Genomic DNA, 19,461 nt, shown 5'->3' with positions numbered 1-19,461 from the left:
CTCTCGGGTGGGAAATGCCTCAGTCCGCGTAGTGCGGATCGATGCGGTCGAGCAGCCGCAGCAGGGCCGCCCAGGCCAGGTCGTATGCCTCGGTGTCGGCGAAATCGTCGCCGGTTTCGGTCCCGGCCAACTGACGTGCGCTGCGTTCACAGACCTGCGGTGGCGGCAGCGTGAGAGTTCCGGCGGCGGCGGCCGACACTTGGATCTCGCAGGCTCGGTTCAGATAGAACATGCGCAGGAATGCCTGTGCCGCAGTGGATCCGACGGTGAGCAGGCCGTGGTTGCGCAGGATCAGTACCGGGTGTTCGCCGAGGTCGGCGACCAGCCGAGCCTGTTCGTCGAGATCAAGGGCGACGCCCTCGTAGTCGTGATAACCGATCCGGCCGTAGAACTCCATCGACATCTGGTTGACCGGCAGTAGCCCCTCGGTGGTGGCTGCCACCGCACAGCCGGCCCTGGTGTGGGTGTGTAGCACACAGTGCGCGTCGGGCCGGGCGGCGTGCACCGCGCCGTGGATGACGAAACCGGCCGGATTCACCAGGTGCCCGGTGTCGCCTATCGGGTGGCCTGTCGCGTCGACGACCACCAGATTCGATGCGGTGATCTCCTCGAATAGTAGTCCGTACGGGTTGATCAGGAAGCGCGGGGCCGGTCCCGGCAAGCGCAGCGAGATATGGGTGAAGATCAGGTCCGTCATCCCGAAGTGCGCGACCAGTCGGTACACGGCCGCGAGTTCGCGCCGCAGCCGCTGTTCGGTCGCCGGAGTATCCAGCGTGGTCATCAGTAGTCCGCCTTGGCCGCGACCCGATGCTGGAAGAGCGCGGTGATCTGATCCCAGTGCGAGACCAGGTTCGTCGCATCCGCCGCGGGGGAGTTACGACCGATCTGCAGGCGGTGCAGCATCGGCATGTCCTGGTCGTTGACCTCCCACAGCACCTCGGTCAGTTGTTCGTGGGCCTGCGCGTATTCCGCACCGGCCGCGGACGAATCGACGAATACCGCCATATGCTCGATCGTCCGGTCGGGGGCGAAGGGATGAAAGCCGATCACCTGGAACCAGTCCGCCTCGAGGAATAACAGGGCATTGGGGAACACGCAGAAGATGTCCTGGTGTTCGAGCCGGTCGGCGGGGACGTCACCGAGCCATGGCAGGGCCCGATCGGTCTTGTCCGCCTTACCGATCGCCCCGTGCGGATAGGTGCCGCCCATGATGTCGGGATGCAACGCCACATCGTCGACGTCGAGCGAGGCGGTCACCGGGCCGACCTGCGGATGGACGAACGGCAGATGGTAGAAGTCGAGGAAGTTCTCGACGACGAGCTTCCAATTGGCGTCGACATCGTAGCGACGCTCCCCGGCCAGGTGGATCCGGTCGAAATCGATATGGGCCCAACGACTGAGGATCGGATCGAGGTGGTGTGCGAAATCGTCCGCGCACGCCTGCGGGTCGGTCTCGGCGGCGGACAGGTCGATGAACACCATGCCTGCCCAGACATGGCTGGCGACGGCGAGCAGGCCGAGCCGCTCGGCGATCGCCGGATCCACCTTCGCGCGCCGCTCACGGCCGTAATACGGTGCGGTGGACAGCTTTCCGTCCAGATCGAAAGACCAGCAGTGGTAAGCGCACTGGATCCGCCGAGTGACCACCACCGGTTCCTCGGTCAGGGCCATCCCGCGATGCCGACAGGAATTGTGGAAGACCCGGATCCGATCGTCGTCGCCACGCACGATCAGCAGCGGCTTGCCGCCGATCGTGACCGGGTGTATCGCGCCGGGCTCGTCGACCCAGTGTGCGTAACCGGCCCATACCCAGCCCGCGGAAAAGATCCGGTCCTGCTCGAGCGCGAACTCCGCGGTGCCGGTGTAGGCGCGGGCGGGCACGAGCGCACGGCCGATGGGCAGATCGGGCAGCGGACCGTCGACGACCACGTTCCCGGTCGATGTCATCCGCTCGGATAGCGGAAAGTGCATATCGCTCAACGTATTCCTCCTCGGGATGTGCTGACTCCGAACGCGGCGCTCGCCGCTAGCGACTGCTTGCAGGTCGCTCGAAAGGGTCGGCTAGCGACTGCTTGCAGGTCGCTCGAAAGGGTCGGCCGCGGCGAACGCCGCCTCGGCCCGGTCGCGCAAGGTCAGGGTGTCGGCCCACCGATCGGAGAGTTCGCTGCCGTCTCGATCGGTGATGGCGTACGGCGTGGTGCCCAGCTCGGTGCAGAACATCACCGGCTCTGGGCTCCCGTCGTGGTCGCGGCGTCGCAGGATGGCCGTGAAGGCGCGAATCCACCAGTCCTGGAACAGTTCCTCCCACGCGCGGTGTTGCGGAAAGCCCAGCGGGATCTGCACCTGGCAGCGGGTCGCGATGCGGCCTTGAACGGATTCGGCGCGCGCGAACAGTGCCTCGAGATGACCTTCGATCTCCGCGGTCGGCGGCAGCGGGAACTCACTGCCGCACACATAGTGGGACAGGTCGATCGCCAGCTTGACCTCGGCGTCGAGTTCGCGAAGCAGTCTGGTCGTCGTACGGATATCGTCGGTGAGCGTGTTGCGATGGGTTTCCAATTGCATCGCGACACCCGCGGCGGCGCATCTGCGGTGCCAGTGCAGCACCGTTTTCGAGACCGCTGCCAGGTCATGGTCGAACAGGCAGCCGCATACCACCATGCGGTCCGCGCCGATGGTGTCGGCATAGCGCAACGCGGCATCGAGATCGGCGCCATCGCGGATGAAGGCGAAGACGGCCGTGCGCAACCGGTGTTCGCGCAGGGCCGCGAGTTCGTCGGCCTCGGGCCGCCCACGCGCACCGAGATCGACTGCGACACCGTCGAATCCGGATTCGACAAGCCGATCGAGTTGTTCGGCGATGGTCCACGGGCGCGGCGCGTGCCATGGCAGATCTTCCATCGCCCATAGGGAATTGAACATCTCGAGACGCACATGCCCACCCGTCGCCCGGCCACCACCCCCCATCGAATCGCCGCGCGATGCCGCACGCCCACCCGTCGCCCGGCCGCCACCCCTCATCGGATCGCTGCGCGATGCTGAACTCATAGGGTCACCGCGGTAGGTTCGGCGACGGGGTGCAGGGGGCGGCCGGTGCGATACCACTGCACCACATTGCGGGCCTGGGTCAGGACATAGTCGCGTGCGGTCGCATCCGAGAGGTAGGCCACATGCGGGGTCAGCAGGACATTGGGATGTTCGGCGAGCCGATCACCGGCCGCGGGCGGCTCGGTGTCGAGCACGTCCAGCGCGGCACCGGCCAGGTGGCCACTGTCGAGTGCGTCGGCCAATGCCGCTGGATCGACGATGCCGCCCCGGGAGACGTTGATCAGCCAGGACCCGGGGCGCATCCGCATGATCATGTCGGCGTCGAACAGCCGCTCGGTGCTGGTATCGAGCGGCAGATGGATGGAGACGAGATCGGACAGGGCGACGACCTCCGCCAGCGATGCCGCGGTGACACCGGCGGGCACCGCGCGTCCCGAACGGTCGTGGCCGAGAATCGATGCCACCGAACCGGCGGCGAGTTCGGCGACCGCGGCGCCGATCCGGCCGAGCCCGACCAGACCAACGGTGAGCTCGGACAGTCGGCGCGGACCCGACGCGGGCCGGTCCAGCCAACCGCGGCGGCCGTGCAATGTGAAGAAGTCGAGGCGACGAACCGCCGCCAACGCGAGTGCCCAGGTGTGCGTGGCGACTTCGGCGGTGGCGACGTCGCCGACGGTCGCGACCCAGACGCCCTTGGCCGCCGCCGCATCGATGTCGACGGCGTCGAAGCCGCGCGAGAGCATGGACAGGATCCGCACCCGGGGCAGGCGGGCCAGCAGGTCCGCGTCGATCGGCGCGTAGCCGATCAGCAGCGCGGTGGCGTCGGCGGCCGCCGCGGCGATGGTATCGGCGTCGCGGGTTTCCAGCACCCGCACCTCGAAACCTGCTGTCTCCAACAGGGTTACGCCCACAGCCGGGTCGAGGTCATCGAGATCGGTATAGACCGCGATCGGAGCTGGCATCAGTGAATCCGTTCCGGGTCAGTGAACATGGGACAGGAACGCGCGGGTTCGTTCGTGCTCGGGCTGGGTGAAGAACTGCTCGGGTGGCGCCTGTTCGACGATGACGCCGGAGTCGAACAGGGCGACCTCGTTGGCGACCCGCCGGGCGAATCGGGTCTCGTGGGTCACCACGATCATCGTCATCCCCTGTGCGGCAAGGTCTTCCATCACCGAAAGCACCTCGTTGACCAGCTCGGGGTCGAGTGCGGAGGTCGGTTCGTCGAACAACATCACCGACGGTTCGAGGACCAGCGCCCGCGCGATCGCGACCCGTTGCTGTTGTCCGCCGGACAGTTCCGAGGGATAGTGCCGCAGATGTCCGGTCATGCCGACGCGTTCGAGCATGGTCTCGGCGCGATGTGCGGCCTCGGCCTTGCGCAGGCCGTTCACCGCGGTCAGGCCGAGCGTGACGTTGTGCAGCACATCGAGGTGGGCGAACAGATTGAAGCGCTGGAAGACCATACCGATATCGGTGCGCTGGCGCGCCAGCCGCCGCTCGGGCATGGCCACCGGATGGCCGGTACGGCTGGTCTCGACGCCGATCTCCTTGCCGTGCAGCAGGATCGAGCCACCGTCGGCGGGCTCGAGCAGGGCCATCAGCCGCAGTATCGTGGATTTGCCGGAGCCGGAGGGGCCGAGCACGGCCTTGACCTCTCCCGGCGCGATGGCGAAATCCACGCCGTCGAGGATGAGGTTGTGGCCGTAGCTCTTTCGCAGTGCGATCGTCTGCAGCAGTGGTGTGCCGGTCATGCGGGCACCGTGTCCTTCCGGGGGAGGGGCGTACCCGAGGAGACCCAGCGGTAGCGGCGCTCGATCAGGCTCTGCACACCCATCAGGGCGCTGACGATCACCAGGTAGTAGACGAGCGCCGCGGTGTAGTACTCGGCATACCGGAAGGTCACCGAGACGCCCACCTGTGCGGTCGTGAGCAATTCGCGCAGCGAGATCACCGAAGCCAGCGAGGTGTACTTGAGCATCGCGATGAACTCGTTGCCGGTCGGCGGCAACGCGACCTTGACCGCCTGCGGCAGTACGACTTTCAGCAACACCTGATGCGGACGCAGTCCGACCGCTCGGGCGGCGAGATGCTGTCCCTCGTCCACGCTCAGCAGTGCCGACCGCAGGATCTCCGCCATATAGGCGGCCTCCACCACCGCGAAACCGATGAAGGCCGCGATGAAGGGGGTGAACCAGTTGTCGCGCAGTCCCGGAAACAGTTGCGGCCCGGCGTTCCAGATGATCAGTAGCACCAACAGTGTCGGGATGGCACGGAAGAACCACACATAGGCACCGCCGAGGGCGCGCAGGGTCCGCACCTTGCTGATCCGGGCGAGGGCAACACCGAAGCCGAGTACGGTGGCGAAGATCATCGAGACGACCGCGAGTGCGACCGAAAGCCAAGCACCGTGTAGGAATTCGGCCGAGGTCAGAGCCTGGACGAAGATATCCCGATCGAAGGTCACTGTGCTGTTCCGGGACGGATACGGGCGGGATCGAGCCCATACTTGGTGGCGATCTTCGCGAGGGTGCCGTTCTCGGTCAGTGTGCGCACGGCCGCGGCGACCGGCGCGCTCAGCGGCGATCCCTTCTTGGTGAAGACGCCGAAAACCGTTTCCGCGGTGAAGACACCGGGGACCGCGGTCAGGGTGCCGCCGGATTTGGCGACCATATCGACCACCGCGACATCGGTCTCGATCAACGCGTCCGCTTTGCCATTGGTCACCGCCGCGACCGTTTCGGCGGTCTTGGGGTAGGCCTGGATGGTGATGGTGGACTTGCCCGCGGTCTTGAATCTGTCCGAAAGCTGTTGCAGGGTTTTCTCATTGGCACCGCCGCCCTGGACGGCGACGGTTTTGCCGGACAGGTCCTCGGCGGTGGCGATCCGGGCTTCGCCACCGCGGACGATCAGCCCCGGTCCGGTCGCGAGGAATGGCGCCGCATCGGCGACCGCGGTGCGTTCCGGGCTGACGTAGAGCGCGGACCAGAGCACATCGCACCGCTGAGCCTGCAGCGCGGGCATGAGCCCGTCGAACGAGGTGATCTGCCAGCTCGCCCGCACCTGCCACAGATCGGCGAGTGCGCGCGCGGCGTCGGAGTCGAAACCCACCGGGTCGGTGGTGTTCCCGTTCTCGAAGTACTCCATCGGCGCGTATTCGGGATCGGTGCAGATCCGGATCTCACCGCCGCGGATCAGTCCGGCCGGTGCGGCTCCGTTGGCGGCACTGCCCTGCGAACCGCTCCCGCAACCGGCGATCAGCAACGCCACACCGGTTCCCATGGCTACCAGTCCCAGCTTTTTCATCTGCTCAATCTCCTGCCAGTGCGGCGGCGTTATGGTCAACGTTCCCGCGCTGATTGATGCTCGTTCGACTGAGATGAACGATAGAAACTGCGATAGGTTCAGTCCAGATGACAAAGTGAGCGATGAGCACCACAGTTTGATGTTCTGGAAACAAGTGCCAGATATGTTGTGCGAAAGCCTCTCCATAGAAAGGGAAACCTGATGATCGGTAAAGCAGAAATGGTCTGGAAGTCGATTGTTAAGTTCCGATGACCGCGTCCGCAATATCGGGCACCCACACTCTCGACGCCCGCATTCTCGAGGAACTGCGTATTGATGGGCGGATCGGCCGCAACGAGCTCGCCGCGAAACTCGGCGCATCCCGCCCGACGATCTCCAAACGGCTCAACACCTTGTTCACATCTGGTCGAGCACAGGTGGTCGGCATCGTCCATCCCTCGACGATCGGGCTGGAAGCGCTCGCGCACGTGTCGATCAGCGTCGATCAACCGGTTCGGCAGGTCGCCGGGCGGGTGGCCGCATTGCCCGATATTCCGTATGTGTCACTGACCAGCGGCCGGTATCCGCTGGTCGCCGAGATCCGCACGCAGGGCCCGCCGCAGCTCGCGGCCACCCTCGACCAGATCCGCAGCATCGACGGTGTGCGCGACACCAATACGCTGTTCTATTCGGACCTGATCATTGATGTCGGCCGACCGGAGCGGGCGTCGGCGGCCTCGATCGACGCGCTGGACAACCGTTTGCTCGAGGTACTGCAGGAGGATGGGCGCGCGTCATACGCCACGCTCGCGGCGGCGGCGGGGACCTCACCGGGCACCGCGCGGCTGCGGGTCAAGCGCCTGATCGATGAGCACATCGTCCGTGTCGCCGCATTGTCCGGAGCGGGCCACGGCGATACGGAGTACGCGGTCGGATTCGGCGTGCGAGCCAGTGGCCGCACGGCGGGTCTGGCACCCTTGCTTGCCGAACTTTCCGGCCTGCGCTTCCTTGCCGCGACGATCGGGCGGTTCGATCTGGTCGGCACGGTGCATGCGGCCGCGCTGGCGGACGTCGTCGCCGCCCTCGATACGCTGCGCGCTTTGCGCCCGGTGCTCGAAGTCGACAGCTGGGTGCATCTCGTCACGGTGAAAGAGCGGTACAGCAACGTGCCGCCGTTGCCAACGGTCCGCCCGGAGGAGCTGTGAGCACGTCGGTATCCTTGCCGTTCGCGTCGATCCCGGTGCGCGGACGCGTCGCGGTTGCGGCTGCGGTTCGCGGGGCATCCGATGAACTCGCCGAGGCCGTGCTGACCACTGTGCTGCTGGCCGGGGTCGTCACCGGCGGCACCGTACTGGCTCGGGGACCCCTGCGAGTGCCGGAGCACATCGTGCGCAGAGTGCGTCGTTCGGTCGCTGACACGGGTGCGTATGTGGTGTCGTCCGCCGCCGGCCTGACCGCGACATCACGCGCGACCGGGGGTGAGCTGGCAGCGTTTCGGTGTACGGTGCCCGCGCATTTGCTCGCGCTGTACGCGGTCGCGGCCGCTCGCGCATCGGGCGCCTGTGTGCTCACCCGGTCCGCGGGCAGCACGGCGGCGGCCGAATTCGCTCGGCTCGGTCTGCGTGCCAGAGGCGATGGCTGTTCGGTCGTAGTCGAACCCGGTTTTGTTACCGAACATGGGATCATCGGCCACGGCGGTGATGTCTACACCGTCCTGTCGGCGCTGCTCATCGGTCTGCTGCGGTCCGACACCCAGATCATCGATACGGTGCCGCTGGACGAGCGGCTGCCGAACTTCCTCGAAAGCTGGTCCGCATTGCTGGTCGCCGACGAATTCCTGCTTCCCGGAAGTGCTCTCGTGCCGTCGGACTACCTGCGCCGGCCCTGATCCACGCGGCGGCCCGATTCGCGTGCCTCGATTGTCGACCTCCACAGAGTGAACTGCGAAAAGAGAGTAGAAAGTACTCAATTCCGGGTTCGTACGGACCTTCGGCCGCGGGGGGTGGGATTCGTAGGGTCGAAGAGTGGAATTTGGGGGCGGAGGGCTCGGTCCCTCGACAATTCGGACTCGCGCGGAATTCGCGAGCAGTCTCTCGGCGTTGCGTATCGCGGCGGAACTGACTGTGCGGCAGGTGGTTGAGCGATCGGGGTGTCCGCAGGGCACGCTCAGCGGCTGGTTCGCGGGCCAGCATGTGCCGACCGATGCCAACGAGAAGATGTTTCGCGCAGTGCTTTTCGCGTGTGGCGTCGAGGCACGGCTCGAGCAGGAGCCATGGCTGGTCGCGGTCCGGCGCGTGCGCGGCACGACCGGGCGACGCCGCAGGGAGGACGAAAGTCCCTATCGGGGGCTGGAGGCATTCCGATCCGATGATGCCGGTTGGTTTTTCGGCCGCGGGGATTTGACCGCGGAGTTGGTCGGCAAGGTCGAGGAGTTGTTGCGGTCGCGGGGGCGGCCGCGAATTCTGTTCGTCATCGGGGCATCCGGGTCCGGGAAGTCCTCGTTGCTGTGGGCCGGGCTGGTGCCCGCGCTGGCGGAAGAAGGGTTGGCGGCGAAAGTCGTTGTGCCCGGTCCGCATCCGATGGCGGGGCTAGCGGAGGTCGCCGAGGTGGTCGTGCTGGACCAGTTCGAGGAGACGTGGACCCAATGTCAGGACGTGGGTGAACGGGCGCTGTTCCTCGAGGCGATCGCCGATCACCAACGCACCAGAACGGTTTTCGTGCTCGGTCTGCGCGCGGACTTCTATCGCCATGCCGCCGAAGAGTCGATATTGCACGGCGCACTGGCCGCGAACGCGGTGCTGGTTCGTCCGCTCAGCCCGGAGGGTGTTCGTGAGGTCATTGTCGAACCCGCCCGCAAGGCCGGGTGGACAGTGGAGGAAGACCTGGTCCAGCTGCTCATGCTGGAACTCGCCCCGCGCGGTTCCCGTGCCGCACATGATGCGGGCGCGTTACCGCTGCTGTCACACGCACTCCTGCAAACCTGGCAGCGCGGCACCCGGCGGCGGATGACGGTCGCGGACTACAACGCGGCGGGCCGCATCGCCGGTGCCATCCAGCGCAGCGCCGACGCGGTATACACCGAACTCACCGGTCCGCAGCGCCAGATCGCGCGGCGCACCTTCCTGCGCTTGGTGACCATCGACGACGAGTCGGTTACCCGTCGCCGGGTGCATCGTTCGGAATTGTTCTTCGACGACGACACCGCGGCGGATGTGAACGCCGTCATCGATCTGTTCTGCGCCCAGCGTCTGCTGACCTGTGAAGAGGAGACGGTCGAGATCACCCACGAGGCGATCATCGGCGCGTGGGATCGGTTGTCGGACTGGGTGGACAGCGATCGCGGCGGGCTGATCGTGCATCGCAGGCTCACCCATGCGGCGCAGGTCTGGTACGACAGTGGTCGCGACGCAGGTGAACTGCTCGGTCCGGCGCGACTGCCGCTGGTACAGGAATGGGCCACCATCGGTGGGCATACACGCGATCTCAACCAGCGCGAACGGGACTATCTCGCCGCCAGCGCGGCCCAGCAGGAGGCGGCGATCTTGGCGCAACGCCGTCGCACGCGGAAATTGCAGCGGCTGGTCGCGGCGTTGGCGGTTGCCTCCGTGGTGGCTCTGGTGCTGGCACTGGCGGCCTACACCCAGCAGCGCAGCGCCACTCGAGCGCGCGATACCGCGATGTCGCGGCAGGTCGCGCTGCAGGCGGTGCGCCTGCGGGACAAGGATCCGGCGTTGTCCGCGCAACTGGCGTTGGCGGCCTATCGGGTCGACCCGACGGTGGAAGCGCGCTCGGCGCTGCTGGATTCGACCGCGGTGCATACTCCGGTTCGGTTCGTCGGGCCGCGTGCAGGCCGCACGGTCGTGGCCACCGATTCCGGTGGCACACTGCTGGCCATCGGCGCCCTCGACGCGACGGTCACCTTGTACCAGGTGGACGGCGGCACCACTCCGGCCACCGAGGTCGGCCGGATTCCGGCGCCCACGGGTGCGGCCGGTCCGCAGCCGATGATGCTGGAGATCGGTCCGGGTGACGACGTGCTCGCCCGGATCACCACCGGTCGCATCGAACTGTGGGATATCTCCGATCACCGCGCACCGCATCAGCTTTCGACCATTACTACTCCGGGAGTCACCCATACGAGCGTGGCGTTCAGCCCGGACCGACGCCAACTTGCCGCGGGTACGACGGAGACCGGCCTGGCCAGATGGGATATCGCCGATCCGAGCCATCCGGCCGCATTGCCCGCGCTCGTACTGCCCGCCGGATCTCCGGTGGCGGCCTACAGCCCCGACGGCACACTGCTCGCGGCGGCGGGACCCGAAGCGTCACTACGGATATGGCGGCTCGCCGGGGCATCGGCCGAGCAGGTCTACGACCGCGCCGCGGACGGTTCGACGGCACATGCGCTGGCGTTGCGATTCAGCCCTGACAGCAAAACCCTGGTCGCGGGCGGCAGATCCCGCGAAGTATTGCGCTGGCGACTCGACGACCCAGCCGCACCGACAGAGTTGCCCCGATTGCGCGGATTCGACAGCTACATCAACGATCTGACCTTCAGCCCCGACGGATCCCAACTCGCCGTGAGCAGTTCGGACCACAGCACCCGCATCTGGAGATCCGATACCGAATCGACCGAGCCCGAGCTGATCCTGCCGAATCTGGCGATCGTGGTTTCGGTGCGCTACGCGTTGGGCGGGCGCATGGTCATCACCGGCGACGAGAGCGGGGTGGCGCACCTGTGGCCCCTGCCGGGTCCGGTGCTGCGCGGTGCGCAGAGCACGATTTACCAGACTCCGTTCGATCGCGGCGGCACCAAATTCCTCGCGGGCACCGGCGCGACCGACAGCCATCCCCGCATCTGGGACATCACCGACCCGGCCGCACCGATCGGCTATCCGCGGCTCGGCGTCGGCGACGGCGAAAAGACCTGCGGTGCGGTCGCGTTCTCCCCCAACGGCACCCGCGCCGCCATCGGCACCCGCACCGGCCGGATCTATCTCTGGGATGTCCGCGATCCACGCCAGCCGAAGATGCTGCCGCAACCGATCTCGGCGGTCGATGGCATCGTCGCCGCGCTCGTCTACAGTCCGGACGGATCCGTGCTGGCGGTCATCGGGCAGGACAGTCCGATCGCGACACTGTGGGACGTCGCCGACCCGGCCGCACCACACCCCCGCGCGGCCATTGACCTGAAATCGGCGCTGCCGAATCTGGTCGCGATCGACCCGACCGGCACCTTGCTCGCCATCGCCACCACTGATGACGTCGTCCGGATCTGGGATATCCGCCGCCCCGGCGAGCCACGGGAACTGCCGTCGCTCACCGGTTTCGACAATGACGTCACCTCGGTGGCGTTCAGCCCGCGCGACCGGATGATCGTCGCGGGCAGCACCGACCACACGGCCCGACTGTTCGACCTGTCGGATCCCGAGAAGCCGCGCCACCTCGGCACTCTCGACGGACCCCCGGATCCGGTCATCACGGTGAACTTCAGCCCCGACAACCGCTACGTCGTCGGTGGCGGCGAGGGCAGCGATATCTGGATCTGGGACGTCAGCCGACCCGATAGGCCACGCCGCGTCGTCGTGCTGACCGCCTACACCGGCCGGGTGAACGACGCGGGCTACGGACTGGACGGTCAGCTGCTCATCGGTGCCGGTCCCGACAAGGTGGTGCGGCTGTGGATGGCAGATCCGGATCGCGTCGCCGCGACGCTGTGCGATAGCGGGAGCACCGGTCTCAGCGCAGCCGAGTGGCAGCGTTACCTGCCCGGCGTGCCATCCCGACCGCTCTGTCCGACACGCTGAGCCCGCCGCGCAGCGGCCGTATGGACCTTGTATGGACTGTTCCGCGCCGCGTAACCGCTGGTCGGACGATTGCGGAGCATCACTTCCGATCAGGGACGAACCACTATGTCGATACTGCTGCCAACCCTGCCGACCGACTACGCACCCGGCTTCCATCGAGCGCTTGCCGTCTTCCATCGCGCTGCCCGGCAAGTGCCCGCCTACGCGGACTTCCTCGCCGCACACCACGTGCGGCCCGCCGCCATCCGCACCCCCGCGGACTTCGCGGCGGTACCCGTGATGACCAAGGACAACTATCTGCACCGCTACCCACTGGATCAATTGCTGTGGCGCGGTGACATCACCAGGGCGGGCACCTGGTCGACCAGTTCGGGTTCCACCGGCCGCCCGACCTACTGGCCGCGCGATGTGCACTCCCTCGACGAGAGCACCGAACTGTACGACCGAATCTTCCGGCAGAGCTTCGCATCTCAGCGCCGCTCGACCCTGCTGGTTATCGGCTTCGCCATGGGCAACTGGATCGGCGGCACCTACACCTACACCGGCGCGCTGGCACTGCGCCGGCGCGGTCATCGCCTGTCGGTCATCGCACCCGGCATCGATGCCGAGGCGATCCTCGACAACATCGCCACCCTCGGTCCGCGCTACGACCAGGTAGTGCTGGCCGGATATCCGCCGTTCGTCAAGGATGTGCTCGACCGCGCGCCCGCTGAGGTGCGGCGCCAGGATCTGCGAATCCTGTTGGCGGGTGAGGCGATCACCGAAACCTGGCGCGACTGGGTACTCGATCGCATCGGCAAATCCGGCGACCCGACCGCGACATGTTCGATCTACGGCACCGCCGACGCGGGCATCATGGGCCATGAGACCGCCACCACGATCGCCGTGCGCCGCTCGGCCGCCGCGAACCGGGAACTCGGCGACGCGCTGTTCGGCGACGGGGAGGTCCAGCCGACCTTCGTCGAATACGACAGCGACTACCGCTTCACCGAACTCGACGCCGAGAACCACTTCCTGTTCACCATCGATACCGCGATCCCGTTGGTGCGCTACCGCATCAACGATCAGGGTTCGCTGCTGTCGGCCGCCGAACTCGCGAACCTGGTCGGTGCGGCGGCGGTGCGGACCTCGACCGACTCGTGCGGGTTCCTCGCGCTGCACCGCCGCACCGATATAGCCGCCTCCTTCTATGCGCTCGAGATCTACCCCGACAGCGTCCGAATGGCCTTGGAACGCCCGGATATAGCCCCAACGGTGAGCGGAAAGTTCGTACTCGCCACCAGAACCGGCCACCACTTCGAGCAGACCCTCACGCTGCGCGTCGAACTGCGGGCAGGCGCGCACCCGATCGAGGGGTTCGAGGTGCGACTGCGGCACGCGGTGATCGACGCGCTCGAACGCACCAGCACCGAATATCGCCGCCTGCGTGCGGCGCTGGGCGCGGCAGCCGAACCGGAGATCAGTCTGCAGCCCTTCGCATCACCCGGATTCGAAACCGATATCAAACATCGCTGGACGGAGCGCGCGGCATGATCGAGATCCTGCACCCCACTACGGATTCCGCGCGGATCGCGGAATTACTCGATTCGGGATTCCGCTACGTCGACGCGTGGGCCGGCTCGCTGGCCGAGCTGGTCGTCCTCGACCAGTTCCACCTCGCCGCCGACACCCCGGAGGCCCGCGTCGAACGGGCGAATCATATTGCCGCGCTCCGCTTCGATGAACTCGCCGCGCGCTACGTCGTCTTTCCCTGGCGTCGCACCGTGGTGAAGATGCCCGATACCGAACAATTCTGGCGGCTGCGCACGGCCCGCAACCGATATCTGGTCGATATCGGGGAGCAGCGGACCTGGTCGGAAGCCTTGATCGGCATCGCCGGGCTCAGCGTCGGTGCCGCGGCGCTGTCGGTCTGCTCGCTCACCGGGGCGCGGCGCTTCCGCCTCGCCGAACGGGACACGCTCAGCGCGACCAATCTGAACCGTTTGGCCGCCTCGGTGTGTGACCTGGGGGAACCGAAACTGCTGCTGGCGCAACGCCGCACTCTGGAGATCGATCCGTACACCCGGATCGACGCCTTCCCGGACGGTTACGCACCCGAGGTCGCCGACGCCTTCCTCGGTGGTCACGGCACCGACCGATTGGCGGTGCTGCTCGAGGAAATGGACGACCTGCCGATGAAGTTCGATATCCGGCGCCGGGCCAAGGCCGCCAGGATCCCGGTCGTCATGGTCACCGATAACGGCGACAATGTGCTGGTCGATATCGAACGCTACGACCTGGATCCGGCGTACCCGATCCTGCACGGCCGCGCCGAATTCGCGGCCCGCTGGTCGCTTGCCGAACTCGGCGATCCGGCGCGGCGGCTGCGGTTGGTCGATGCCATTGTCGGCAGTCGCATCACACCGCGCATGCGCTATTCACTCACCCAGGTGGGGCGCACACTGCCGACCTGGCCGCAGCTCGGCACCGCGGCCGCCGTGGCCGGTGCCGTCGGCGCAATGGTCGCACGGCTGATCGCCTGTGGCAGTGGCATCCATTCCGGGCGCTATCGGGTGGATCTCGACGAACTGCTGCTCGGTGCGGCGGCGGGCGAGACTGCACGCTGGAATACCTTGGGCGAGGCCGAATTCCGGGCTGCTATGCACCCGGGGGAGGGTAGCTCTCCGGCGACGCCAATGGTGTCTCGCGCGCCGGCACATCGCCGTGGCCGTTGCGCCGGCACCAGCTGAGCAGATAGTGCGCGTGCACGCCGCACCATCGATAGACCGCGTCGGTGGCGCGGCCTGCCGCGATCACACCGGCCGGCCGCGCGGCGGTCGAGGGCGTCGAGCAACATCTTGCCCGCACCCGGGCTCATCGGGTGGTTCTTACACCCGCTATGACCGAGTGCAGGCGAATTGCGGTACGGCGCAGTGAATTTCCAGGAAACGCCCCCTCTGAAATGCTTGGCTATCAGGGTGCAATGCCCAGAGTGTGACCATGCGAACCCCGAAGACTATGCGTTCTGCGGGAACTGTGGGGCGCGCTCGCGCCGAGTGGATCCTGTGGAGGGGAGGACACAGCGGGCCGGTCCCGGTCCGCTGTGTCGTGACGAGGCCACCCGGTATCTTTGCGCGGCTGTCCATTTGGACAGTGCTCTCGCCGCCGAGGTGGTCGAGAAGGTGTTGGAAGAACCGCTGCGATCGGTCGCGCGCTCACCCGGCGTCGATCTGGTCGCGGTGGCCAAACACGCGGTGGCCGCGCGGACCCGGCATCTGGTCCGTGATCTGGGGTTGGTCGCGGTGCTGTTGGTGTTGATCGGCAACCAATTCGTCGGTGCTCAGCATCCGGGAGGCCGCCAGCGATCTGCGCACCGACAAGCGCGGCAGGTCCCTGGGTTACCACCGCTACTTCCAGCTGCTCGATCAAGAGATGTACACCAAGATCCTGGAGAAGCGCGTCTTCGAGACGCTGGCCGCCTTCCTGGTGGAGAAGAACATCGATCCCGACGAACTGCTGCGGCGCGGCGAACAGATCACCAACAACAGCGTGACCATCAGCGGCGATGCGACGCTACTGAATTCGTCGATCGGCGGCGCGGCGGCGACGACGGTCAACGCGGCGGCCGGCGGCGCGGCCGACCGATGAGAGCACCCATTGGCACAGGAGGGCACCATGGATAAGAACACCGGAGTCACCATCGGCGGCGACGCGCGGCTGTCGGGATCGGCGATCGGCGGACACGATGCGACGGTCACCAACACCAGCGGTCCCCGCCATGCGGCGCCGCCGGGAAGTCTGCCCGAACTCCGCGAGGCGCTGACCGATCTGCTGGGCGAAATCTGCAGGGCCACCGATGGATCGGCCGATCAGGACGATATCGTCGCCGCCGTGGAGCAGGCTCGTGCCGAGGCGGAGAAGGATCGGCCGAATCGGCATCTACTCGTCGGGTTACTGCATGCCGTCGGCAAGGCGGTCGTCGGGATCGGCTCGCTGGCCGGGGTGGTGACGGCCCTGGAGGCCGCGGCCACCTCGATCCTCGGCGGCTGAGCGACAGCGCGGTGACCGGGCGGTTCTCCTGGCCTGATCGGTCAGGGTTGTTCGGCGCGGGGACCCGATGACACACCGGGATCGTGGTCTCGAGGGGTGAGTAGTCCGGCGATGGCGGTGGGGGACCAGTGCAGGTCCGCGCCGGGCCGGGTGGCGAGGTAGGTGCTGATTTCCTCGATGGTCCAGCCGTGGGATTCGCTGAGGCCCGCGGCCAGGTGACGGAGGTAGGCGGGCGATGGCGGGTTGCCGGGGAGGTCGGTGTAATGCCAAGGGGCGGTGATGGTGAGGATGGGGTGGCCGTCGAAAGTACCGTTATAGATGAGGGTTTCGTAGCGTCCGGGGCCAAGGGCGCTGCGGCCGTGGGTGATTGCTTCGGTGAGATCGAGATCGAGGTCGATGCCGGGGTCGCGGTACATCTCCTGTGCGGCGATGTCGGAGAACTGGGCGGTGGTGACGAGGTGGGCGCGGGCGGCGGTTTCGCCGGGGGCGTCCGGGTCGTAGAAGGCTCGCCCGCCGGTCCAGGTCAGGGATTCGGTGGCGAAGTATTGCAGACCCGGCAGCGTGATCGGTATGGAGCGCAGTGGCCCGGACCGGTCTCGGCAGCCGGGCAGCGCCAGCGCGCCGCCGTCGGGGGTGCCGCCGGCCAGGTAGCAGCGCAGGCGGCTCAGGTGCATATTCGAGCCGTAGGACGCGTACCAGACGGTGGCGGTCATGGAACGAGAATGCCACGGCTGGGCACGACCAGCACCCGTCTCAGTTGACATAGGGCTGCTCGGACCGGACCTGGCCTATCTCGCCACGGTGTTGAAACCGGCGACCACCGTGATTAAATCCGTGCGCGGGAACGTCGGTTCGATCATCGACCTCCTCTCGACCGTATTCCCCGCACGTGGACCCGCGCGGGTGAGAGTCGAGTTCCCGAAGTAGAGAAGGCAGGAAAACCTATGAGCGACAACGAAATAACGAAGGACTTACCGGCCATCGACTCGGCCGACGCTGCTCCATCGTCTGTCGAGACGAGCGGTAGCGTCCGTATCTACGCCCTCGCGGGTGCCGCAGTCCTCATGGCTGTCCTTGCCGCCATGCTCGGCCTGTGCTGGCAGTCCACCAGCAGCGACCTCGACGCCCTGCGTCAGCAGAACGCCGACCGCGACAAGGCCGCCGAGGTCGCCAAGGACTACACGCTGAAGTCGCTGACCTACGACTACCGCAATATCCCCGCCTTCTTCGACGGCGTACAGAACGGCGCCTCCGTGGGCCTGCGCAACCGCTACCAGGAGGTACACGACACCCTCGCCAACATCATGACCAGCACCCAGGTCGTGGCGACCGGCGAGGTGATCGGCACCGCGGTCGAACCCAAGGACAACGACCAGTACGCGGTCACCGTGTTCGCGACCCAGCGCACCCAGAACGTGCAGCAGCCCGAACCCACCACCGTCCCGAATCTGCTGATCGTGACGGTGGCGAAGGACGGCGGCACCTGGCAGGTCGTCGATTACGGCCCGAACCCGGCCGCGACCTCCCGCTAGAACGCGACGGCACAGGCTGGCTCGGACACCCCCCATCTCCGATGTCGCCACGCACGCCGAAAGTGAACCCGGTCTGGTGAACTTCATCCTGCTGGAGGTCGCGTCCATCGACGATCAGGTCATCTGCCGCTCAGTGGAAATATGGCCGCCTATGGCGATACGGCGATGGGGTGGGTCCGCGACGGCATCGCCCGCGGCCTTCTCGATCCCGATCTCGACCCGCGCATCGCGGGTGAGGTGTTGCTCGACGATGAATGACGCTGTGCCCGCGGTTGATTCGGGGCAGTTCAGCGAGGGGCAGTGTGCTGTGCCAGCGGAATAGGAGCGATCTGCTGGCTGGCGTCCCCGAACGCCGCGTTGCGGCGTAACGAGATCTACGGCGCGCGCGATGGTGAGTCATACACCGGCCCGGCCGGGACCAAATCTGAAACAGGCGCCTGTCAGCCGACGTTGGAGGAGTAGATGTCAACGCGACGTGACGACATTCTGGACGCGGCACGGGATCTCGTCGTGCGCGAGGGCTACGCCGGCGCCAGTATGCACGCCATCGCGCGGGCGGCGGGTACGACCCGCCCCACGCTCTATGCCGAATTCGGTGATCGGGACGAGCTGTTCGCGGCGCTCATCGACCGTGAGGCCGAGCGCGTGCAGGAGATGGCGGCCGCGTCGACTCTGGTGCTTCCGGCGGACGCGGACCTGGCGGCGATCGCGTCGGATCTCGTGGCCGATGCTGTCGAGATCTACCTCGATCTCGTGCTCGCCGCGCCGCGGACCTGGCGGTTCGTGCTGATGCCCGGCGATGGTCTGCCCAAGCCGGCCCATGATCGGGTCGACCGCGGCCGCCAGGAGATTCGCGAGCGCGGCCAAGTGCTGATCGCGATGATCGGCGCAGTGGGCGAGGCCGATACCGACAGCGAATTATTGAGTCACGCGGTGATCAGCGCGAGTGAAGCGGGCGCCAGGATCGTGCTCGCCGAGGGCGGCGCCGAACGTCGCGAGGCGGTAGCCAAGACCCTGCGCTGGGTGGCGCGCCGGGCGATCGCCGCCGCCGGCGTCGGGGAGAGGTAGCGATGTCGAACGCGAAACAGGCAGCGCCCCACAAACAATCAGCGCGCGACAAGGCCGGCCCGCTGCCGCCGAAGCGCAAGTACGCCAAGCGGCTCCAGCCCGCTGATCGGCGTGCGCAGTTGCTCGACGCGGCACTGCGGATCGTGGCCGAGGACGGGTTCACCAGCGTCAACATCGCGGCCGTCGCCGAGCGCGGCGGGGTTACCAGGCCGGTGGTGTACGACTCCTTCGGCAGCCGCGACGAACTGCTCGAGGACCTCATCGAACGCGAGACCGCGCGGATGGCCGCTGCCGTGGAACGCGCGGCGTCCGGTGACGCGACGACACCCGACTTCGGTACTGCCACAACCGAACAGCTGCCTGCGATGGTCGAGCGCTTCCTCACCGAGGTGCGCTCGATGCCCGACACCTGGCGCTTGGTGTACTTCCCGATCGACGGCGTGCCGCCGGTACTGCGCGAACGAATCACCAAGGCGCGCGACGTATTACGCACGCCGCTGGCACACGCGCTGGTCCGGTGGCTGGCCGAACAGCCCGATGCCGACGAGGTGGACCCGGAGGTCCTGACCCAGGTCGTATACGGGACCATCCAGACCGCGGCCCGGCTGGTACTCGACGATCCGGAACAGTTCGGCATCGATCGAATCCTCGCACTGTTCGACTATCTGTTCGTCAGCGAGTCGTAGCCGGTCCCG

18 protein-coding genes are annotated in these 19,461 nt (G+C 66.9%); 10 read left to right on the top strand and 8 right to left on the bottom strand.

Going from position 1 to position 19,461, the window contains the following annotated elements; translation table 11 throughout:
* Window positions 1–19: 19 nt before the first annotated feature.
* The 7 genes from OG874_RS21090 to OG874_RS21060 all read right to left on the bottom strand — a co-directional run bounded on the left by OG874_RS21090 (window position 20) and on the right by OG874_RS21060 (window position 6,351).
* Window positions 20–781 carry a class II aldolase/adducin family protein gene (locus OG874_RS21090; RefSeq protein ID WP_330256836.1) on the bottom strand — a complete coding sequence of 254 codons (762 nt, stop codon included), beginning with the start codon at window positions 779–781 and terminating at the stop codon, window positions 20–22.
* Window positions 781–1,971, bottom strand: a complete 1,191-nt coding sequence (locus OG874_RS21085; RefSeq protein WP_330257360.1) for an aromatic ring-hydroxylating oxygenase subunit alpha — start codon at window positions 1,969–1,971, stop codon at window positions 781–783. Before OG874_RS21085 ends, OG874_RS21090 begins: the two co-directional genes overlap by 1 nt.
* Before the next feature lie 90 nt (window positions 1,972–2,061).
* Window positions 2,062–3,048 carry a sugar phosphate isomerase/epimerase family protein gene (locus tag OG874_RS21080; RefSeq protein ID WP_330256835.1) on the bottom strand — a complete coding sequence of 329 codons (987 nt, stop codon included), beginning with the start codon at window positions 3,046–3,048 and terminating at the stop codon, window positions 2,062–2,064.
* Window positions 3,045–4,010 (bottom strand): NAD(P)-dependent oxidoreductase, encoded by a 966-nt coding sequence (locus OG874_RS21075; protein ID WP_330256834.1) that lies wholly within the window; start codon window positions 4,008–4,010, stop codon window positions 3,045–3,047. The genes OG874_RS21080 and OG874_RS21075 overlap by 4 nt, the downstream gene beginning before the upstream one ends.
* An 18-nt stretch (window positions 4,011–4,028) precedes the next feature.
* Entirely contained in the window at window positions 4,029–4,799 is a 771-nt protein-coding gene (locus OG874_RS21070) for an amino acid ABC transporter ATP-binding protein (RefSeq protein WP_330256833.1), read from the bottom strand.
* The gene (locus tag OG874_RS21065) at window positions 4,796–5,512 is read right to left on the bottom strand and encodes an amino acid ABC transporter permease (protein ID WP_330256832.1); all 717 of its coding nucleotides are present in this window, start codon (window positions 5,510–5,512) and stop codon (window positions 4,796–4,798) included. Before OG874_RS21065 ends, OG874_RS21070 begins: the two co-directional genes overlap by 4 nt.
* On the bottom strand, window positions 5,509–6,351 hold the full coding sequence (locus tag OG874_RS21060; RefSeq protein WP_330256831.1) for a transporter substrate-binding domain-containing protein: 843 nt from the start codon (window positions 6,349–6,351) through the stop codon (window positions 5,509–5,511). Before OG874_RS21060 ends, OG874_RS21065 begins: the two co-directional genes overlap by 4 nt.
* Window positions 6,352–6,599: 248 nt before the next feature.
* Between OG874_RS21060 and OG874_RS21055 the strand changes: the two genes are divergently transcribed.
* From OG874_RS21055 to OG874_RS21020, 7 genes are all read left to right on the top strand, one after another.
* A complete protein-coding gene (locus OG874_RS21055; protein WP_330256830.1) occupies window positions 6,600–7,535 on the top strand; it encodes an AsnC family transcriptional regulator in 936 nt (311 codons plus the stop codon).
* On the top strand, window positions 7,532–8,218 hold the full coding sequence (locus OG874_RS21050; RefSeq protein ID WP_330256829.1) for a hypothetical protein: 687 nt from the start codon (window positions 7,532–7,534) through the stop codon (window positions 8,216–8,218). Before OG874_RS21055 ends, OG874_RS21050 begins: the two co-directional genes overlap by 4 nt.
* Before the next feature lie 244 nt (window positions 8,219–8,462).
* Window positions 8,463–12,137, top strand: a complete 3,675-nt coding sequence (locus tag OG874_RS21045; RefSeq protein WP_330256828.1) for an NACHT and WD repeat domain-containing protein — start codon at window positions 8,463–8,465, stop codon at window positions 12,135–12,137.
* A 105-nt stretch (window positions 12,138–12,242) separates the two neighbouring features.
* Window positions 12,243–13,670 (top strand): phenylacetate--CoA ligase family protein, encoded by a 1,428-nt coding sequence (locus tag OG874_RS21040; protein WP_330256827.1) that lies wholly within the window; start codon window positions 12,243–12,245, stop codon window positions 13,668–13,670.
* Window positions 13,667–14,866, top strand: a complete 1,200-nt coding sequence (locus OG874_RS21035) for a ThiF family adenylyltransferase (protein WP_330256826.1) — start codon at window positions 13,667–13,669, stop codon at window positions 14,864–14,866. The genes OG874_RS21040 and OG874_RS21035 overlap by 4 nt, the downstream gene beginning before the upstream one ends.
* Before the next feature lie 586 nt (window positions 14,867–15,452).
* Window positions 15,453–15,764: a hypothetical protein gene (locus tag OG874_RS21025; protein ID WP_330256825.1), complete on the top strand. Its 312-nt coding sequence runs from the start codon at window positions 15,453–15,455 to the stop codon at window positions 15,762–15,764.
* Between the two features lie 27 nt (window positions 15,765–15,791).
* Entirely contained in the window at window positions 15,792–16,166 is a 375-nt protein-coding gene (locus OG874_RS21020; protein WP_330256824.1) for a hypothetical protein, read from the top strand.
* Between the two features lie 41 nt (window positions 16,167–16,207).
* On the opposite strand, the gene OG874_RS21015 is transcribed toward OG874_RS21020, so the two are convergent.
* On the bottom strand, window positions 16,208–16,879 hold the full coding sequence (locus OG874_RS21015; RefSeq protein WP_330256823.1) for a histone deacetylase: 672 nt from the start codon (window positions 16,877–16,879) through the stop codon (window positions 16,208–16,210).
* 231 nt (window positions 16,880–17,110) lie between these two features.
* Between OG874_RS21015 and OG874_RS21010 the strand changes: the two genes are divergently transcribed.
* The 3 genes from OG874_RS21010 (at window position 17,111) to OG874_RS21000 (ending at window position 19,452) form a co-directional block, all read left to right on the top strand.
* Window positions 17,111–17,698: a hypothetical protein gene (locus tag OG874_RS21010; protein WP_330256822.1), complete on the top strand. Its 588-nt coding sequence runs from the start codon at window positions 17,111–17,113 to the stop codon at window positions 17,696–17,698.
* A gap of 462 nt (window positions 17,699–18,160) precedes the next feature.
* Window positions 18,161–18,766, top strand: a complete 606-nt coding sequence (locus tag OG874_RS21005; protein WP_330256821.1) for a TetR/AcrR family transcriptional regulator — start codon at window positions 18,161–18,163, stop codon at window positions 18,764–18,766.
* Between the two features lie 2 nt (window positions 18,767–18,768).
* Window positions 18,769–19,452 carry a TetR/AcrR family transcriptional regulator gene (locus OG874_RS21000; protein WP_330256820.1) on the top strand — a complete coding sequence of 228 codons (684 nt, stop codon included), beginning with the start codon at window positions 18,769–18,771 and terminating at the stop codon, window positions 19,450–19,452.
* Window positions 19,453–19,461 lie beyond the last annotated feature (9 nt).

It is taken from the genome of Nocardia sp. NBC_00565 (assembly GCF_036345915.1).
Taxonomy (GTDB): domain Bacteria; phylum Actinomycetota; class Actinomycetes; order Mycobacteriales; family Mycobacteriaceae; genus Nocardia.
The sequence above is the reverse complement of the archived record's forward strand: the minus strand, read 5'-3'. Positions and strand labels throughout refer to the sequence as shown.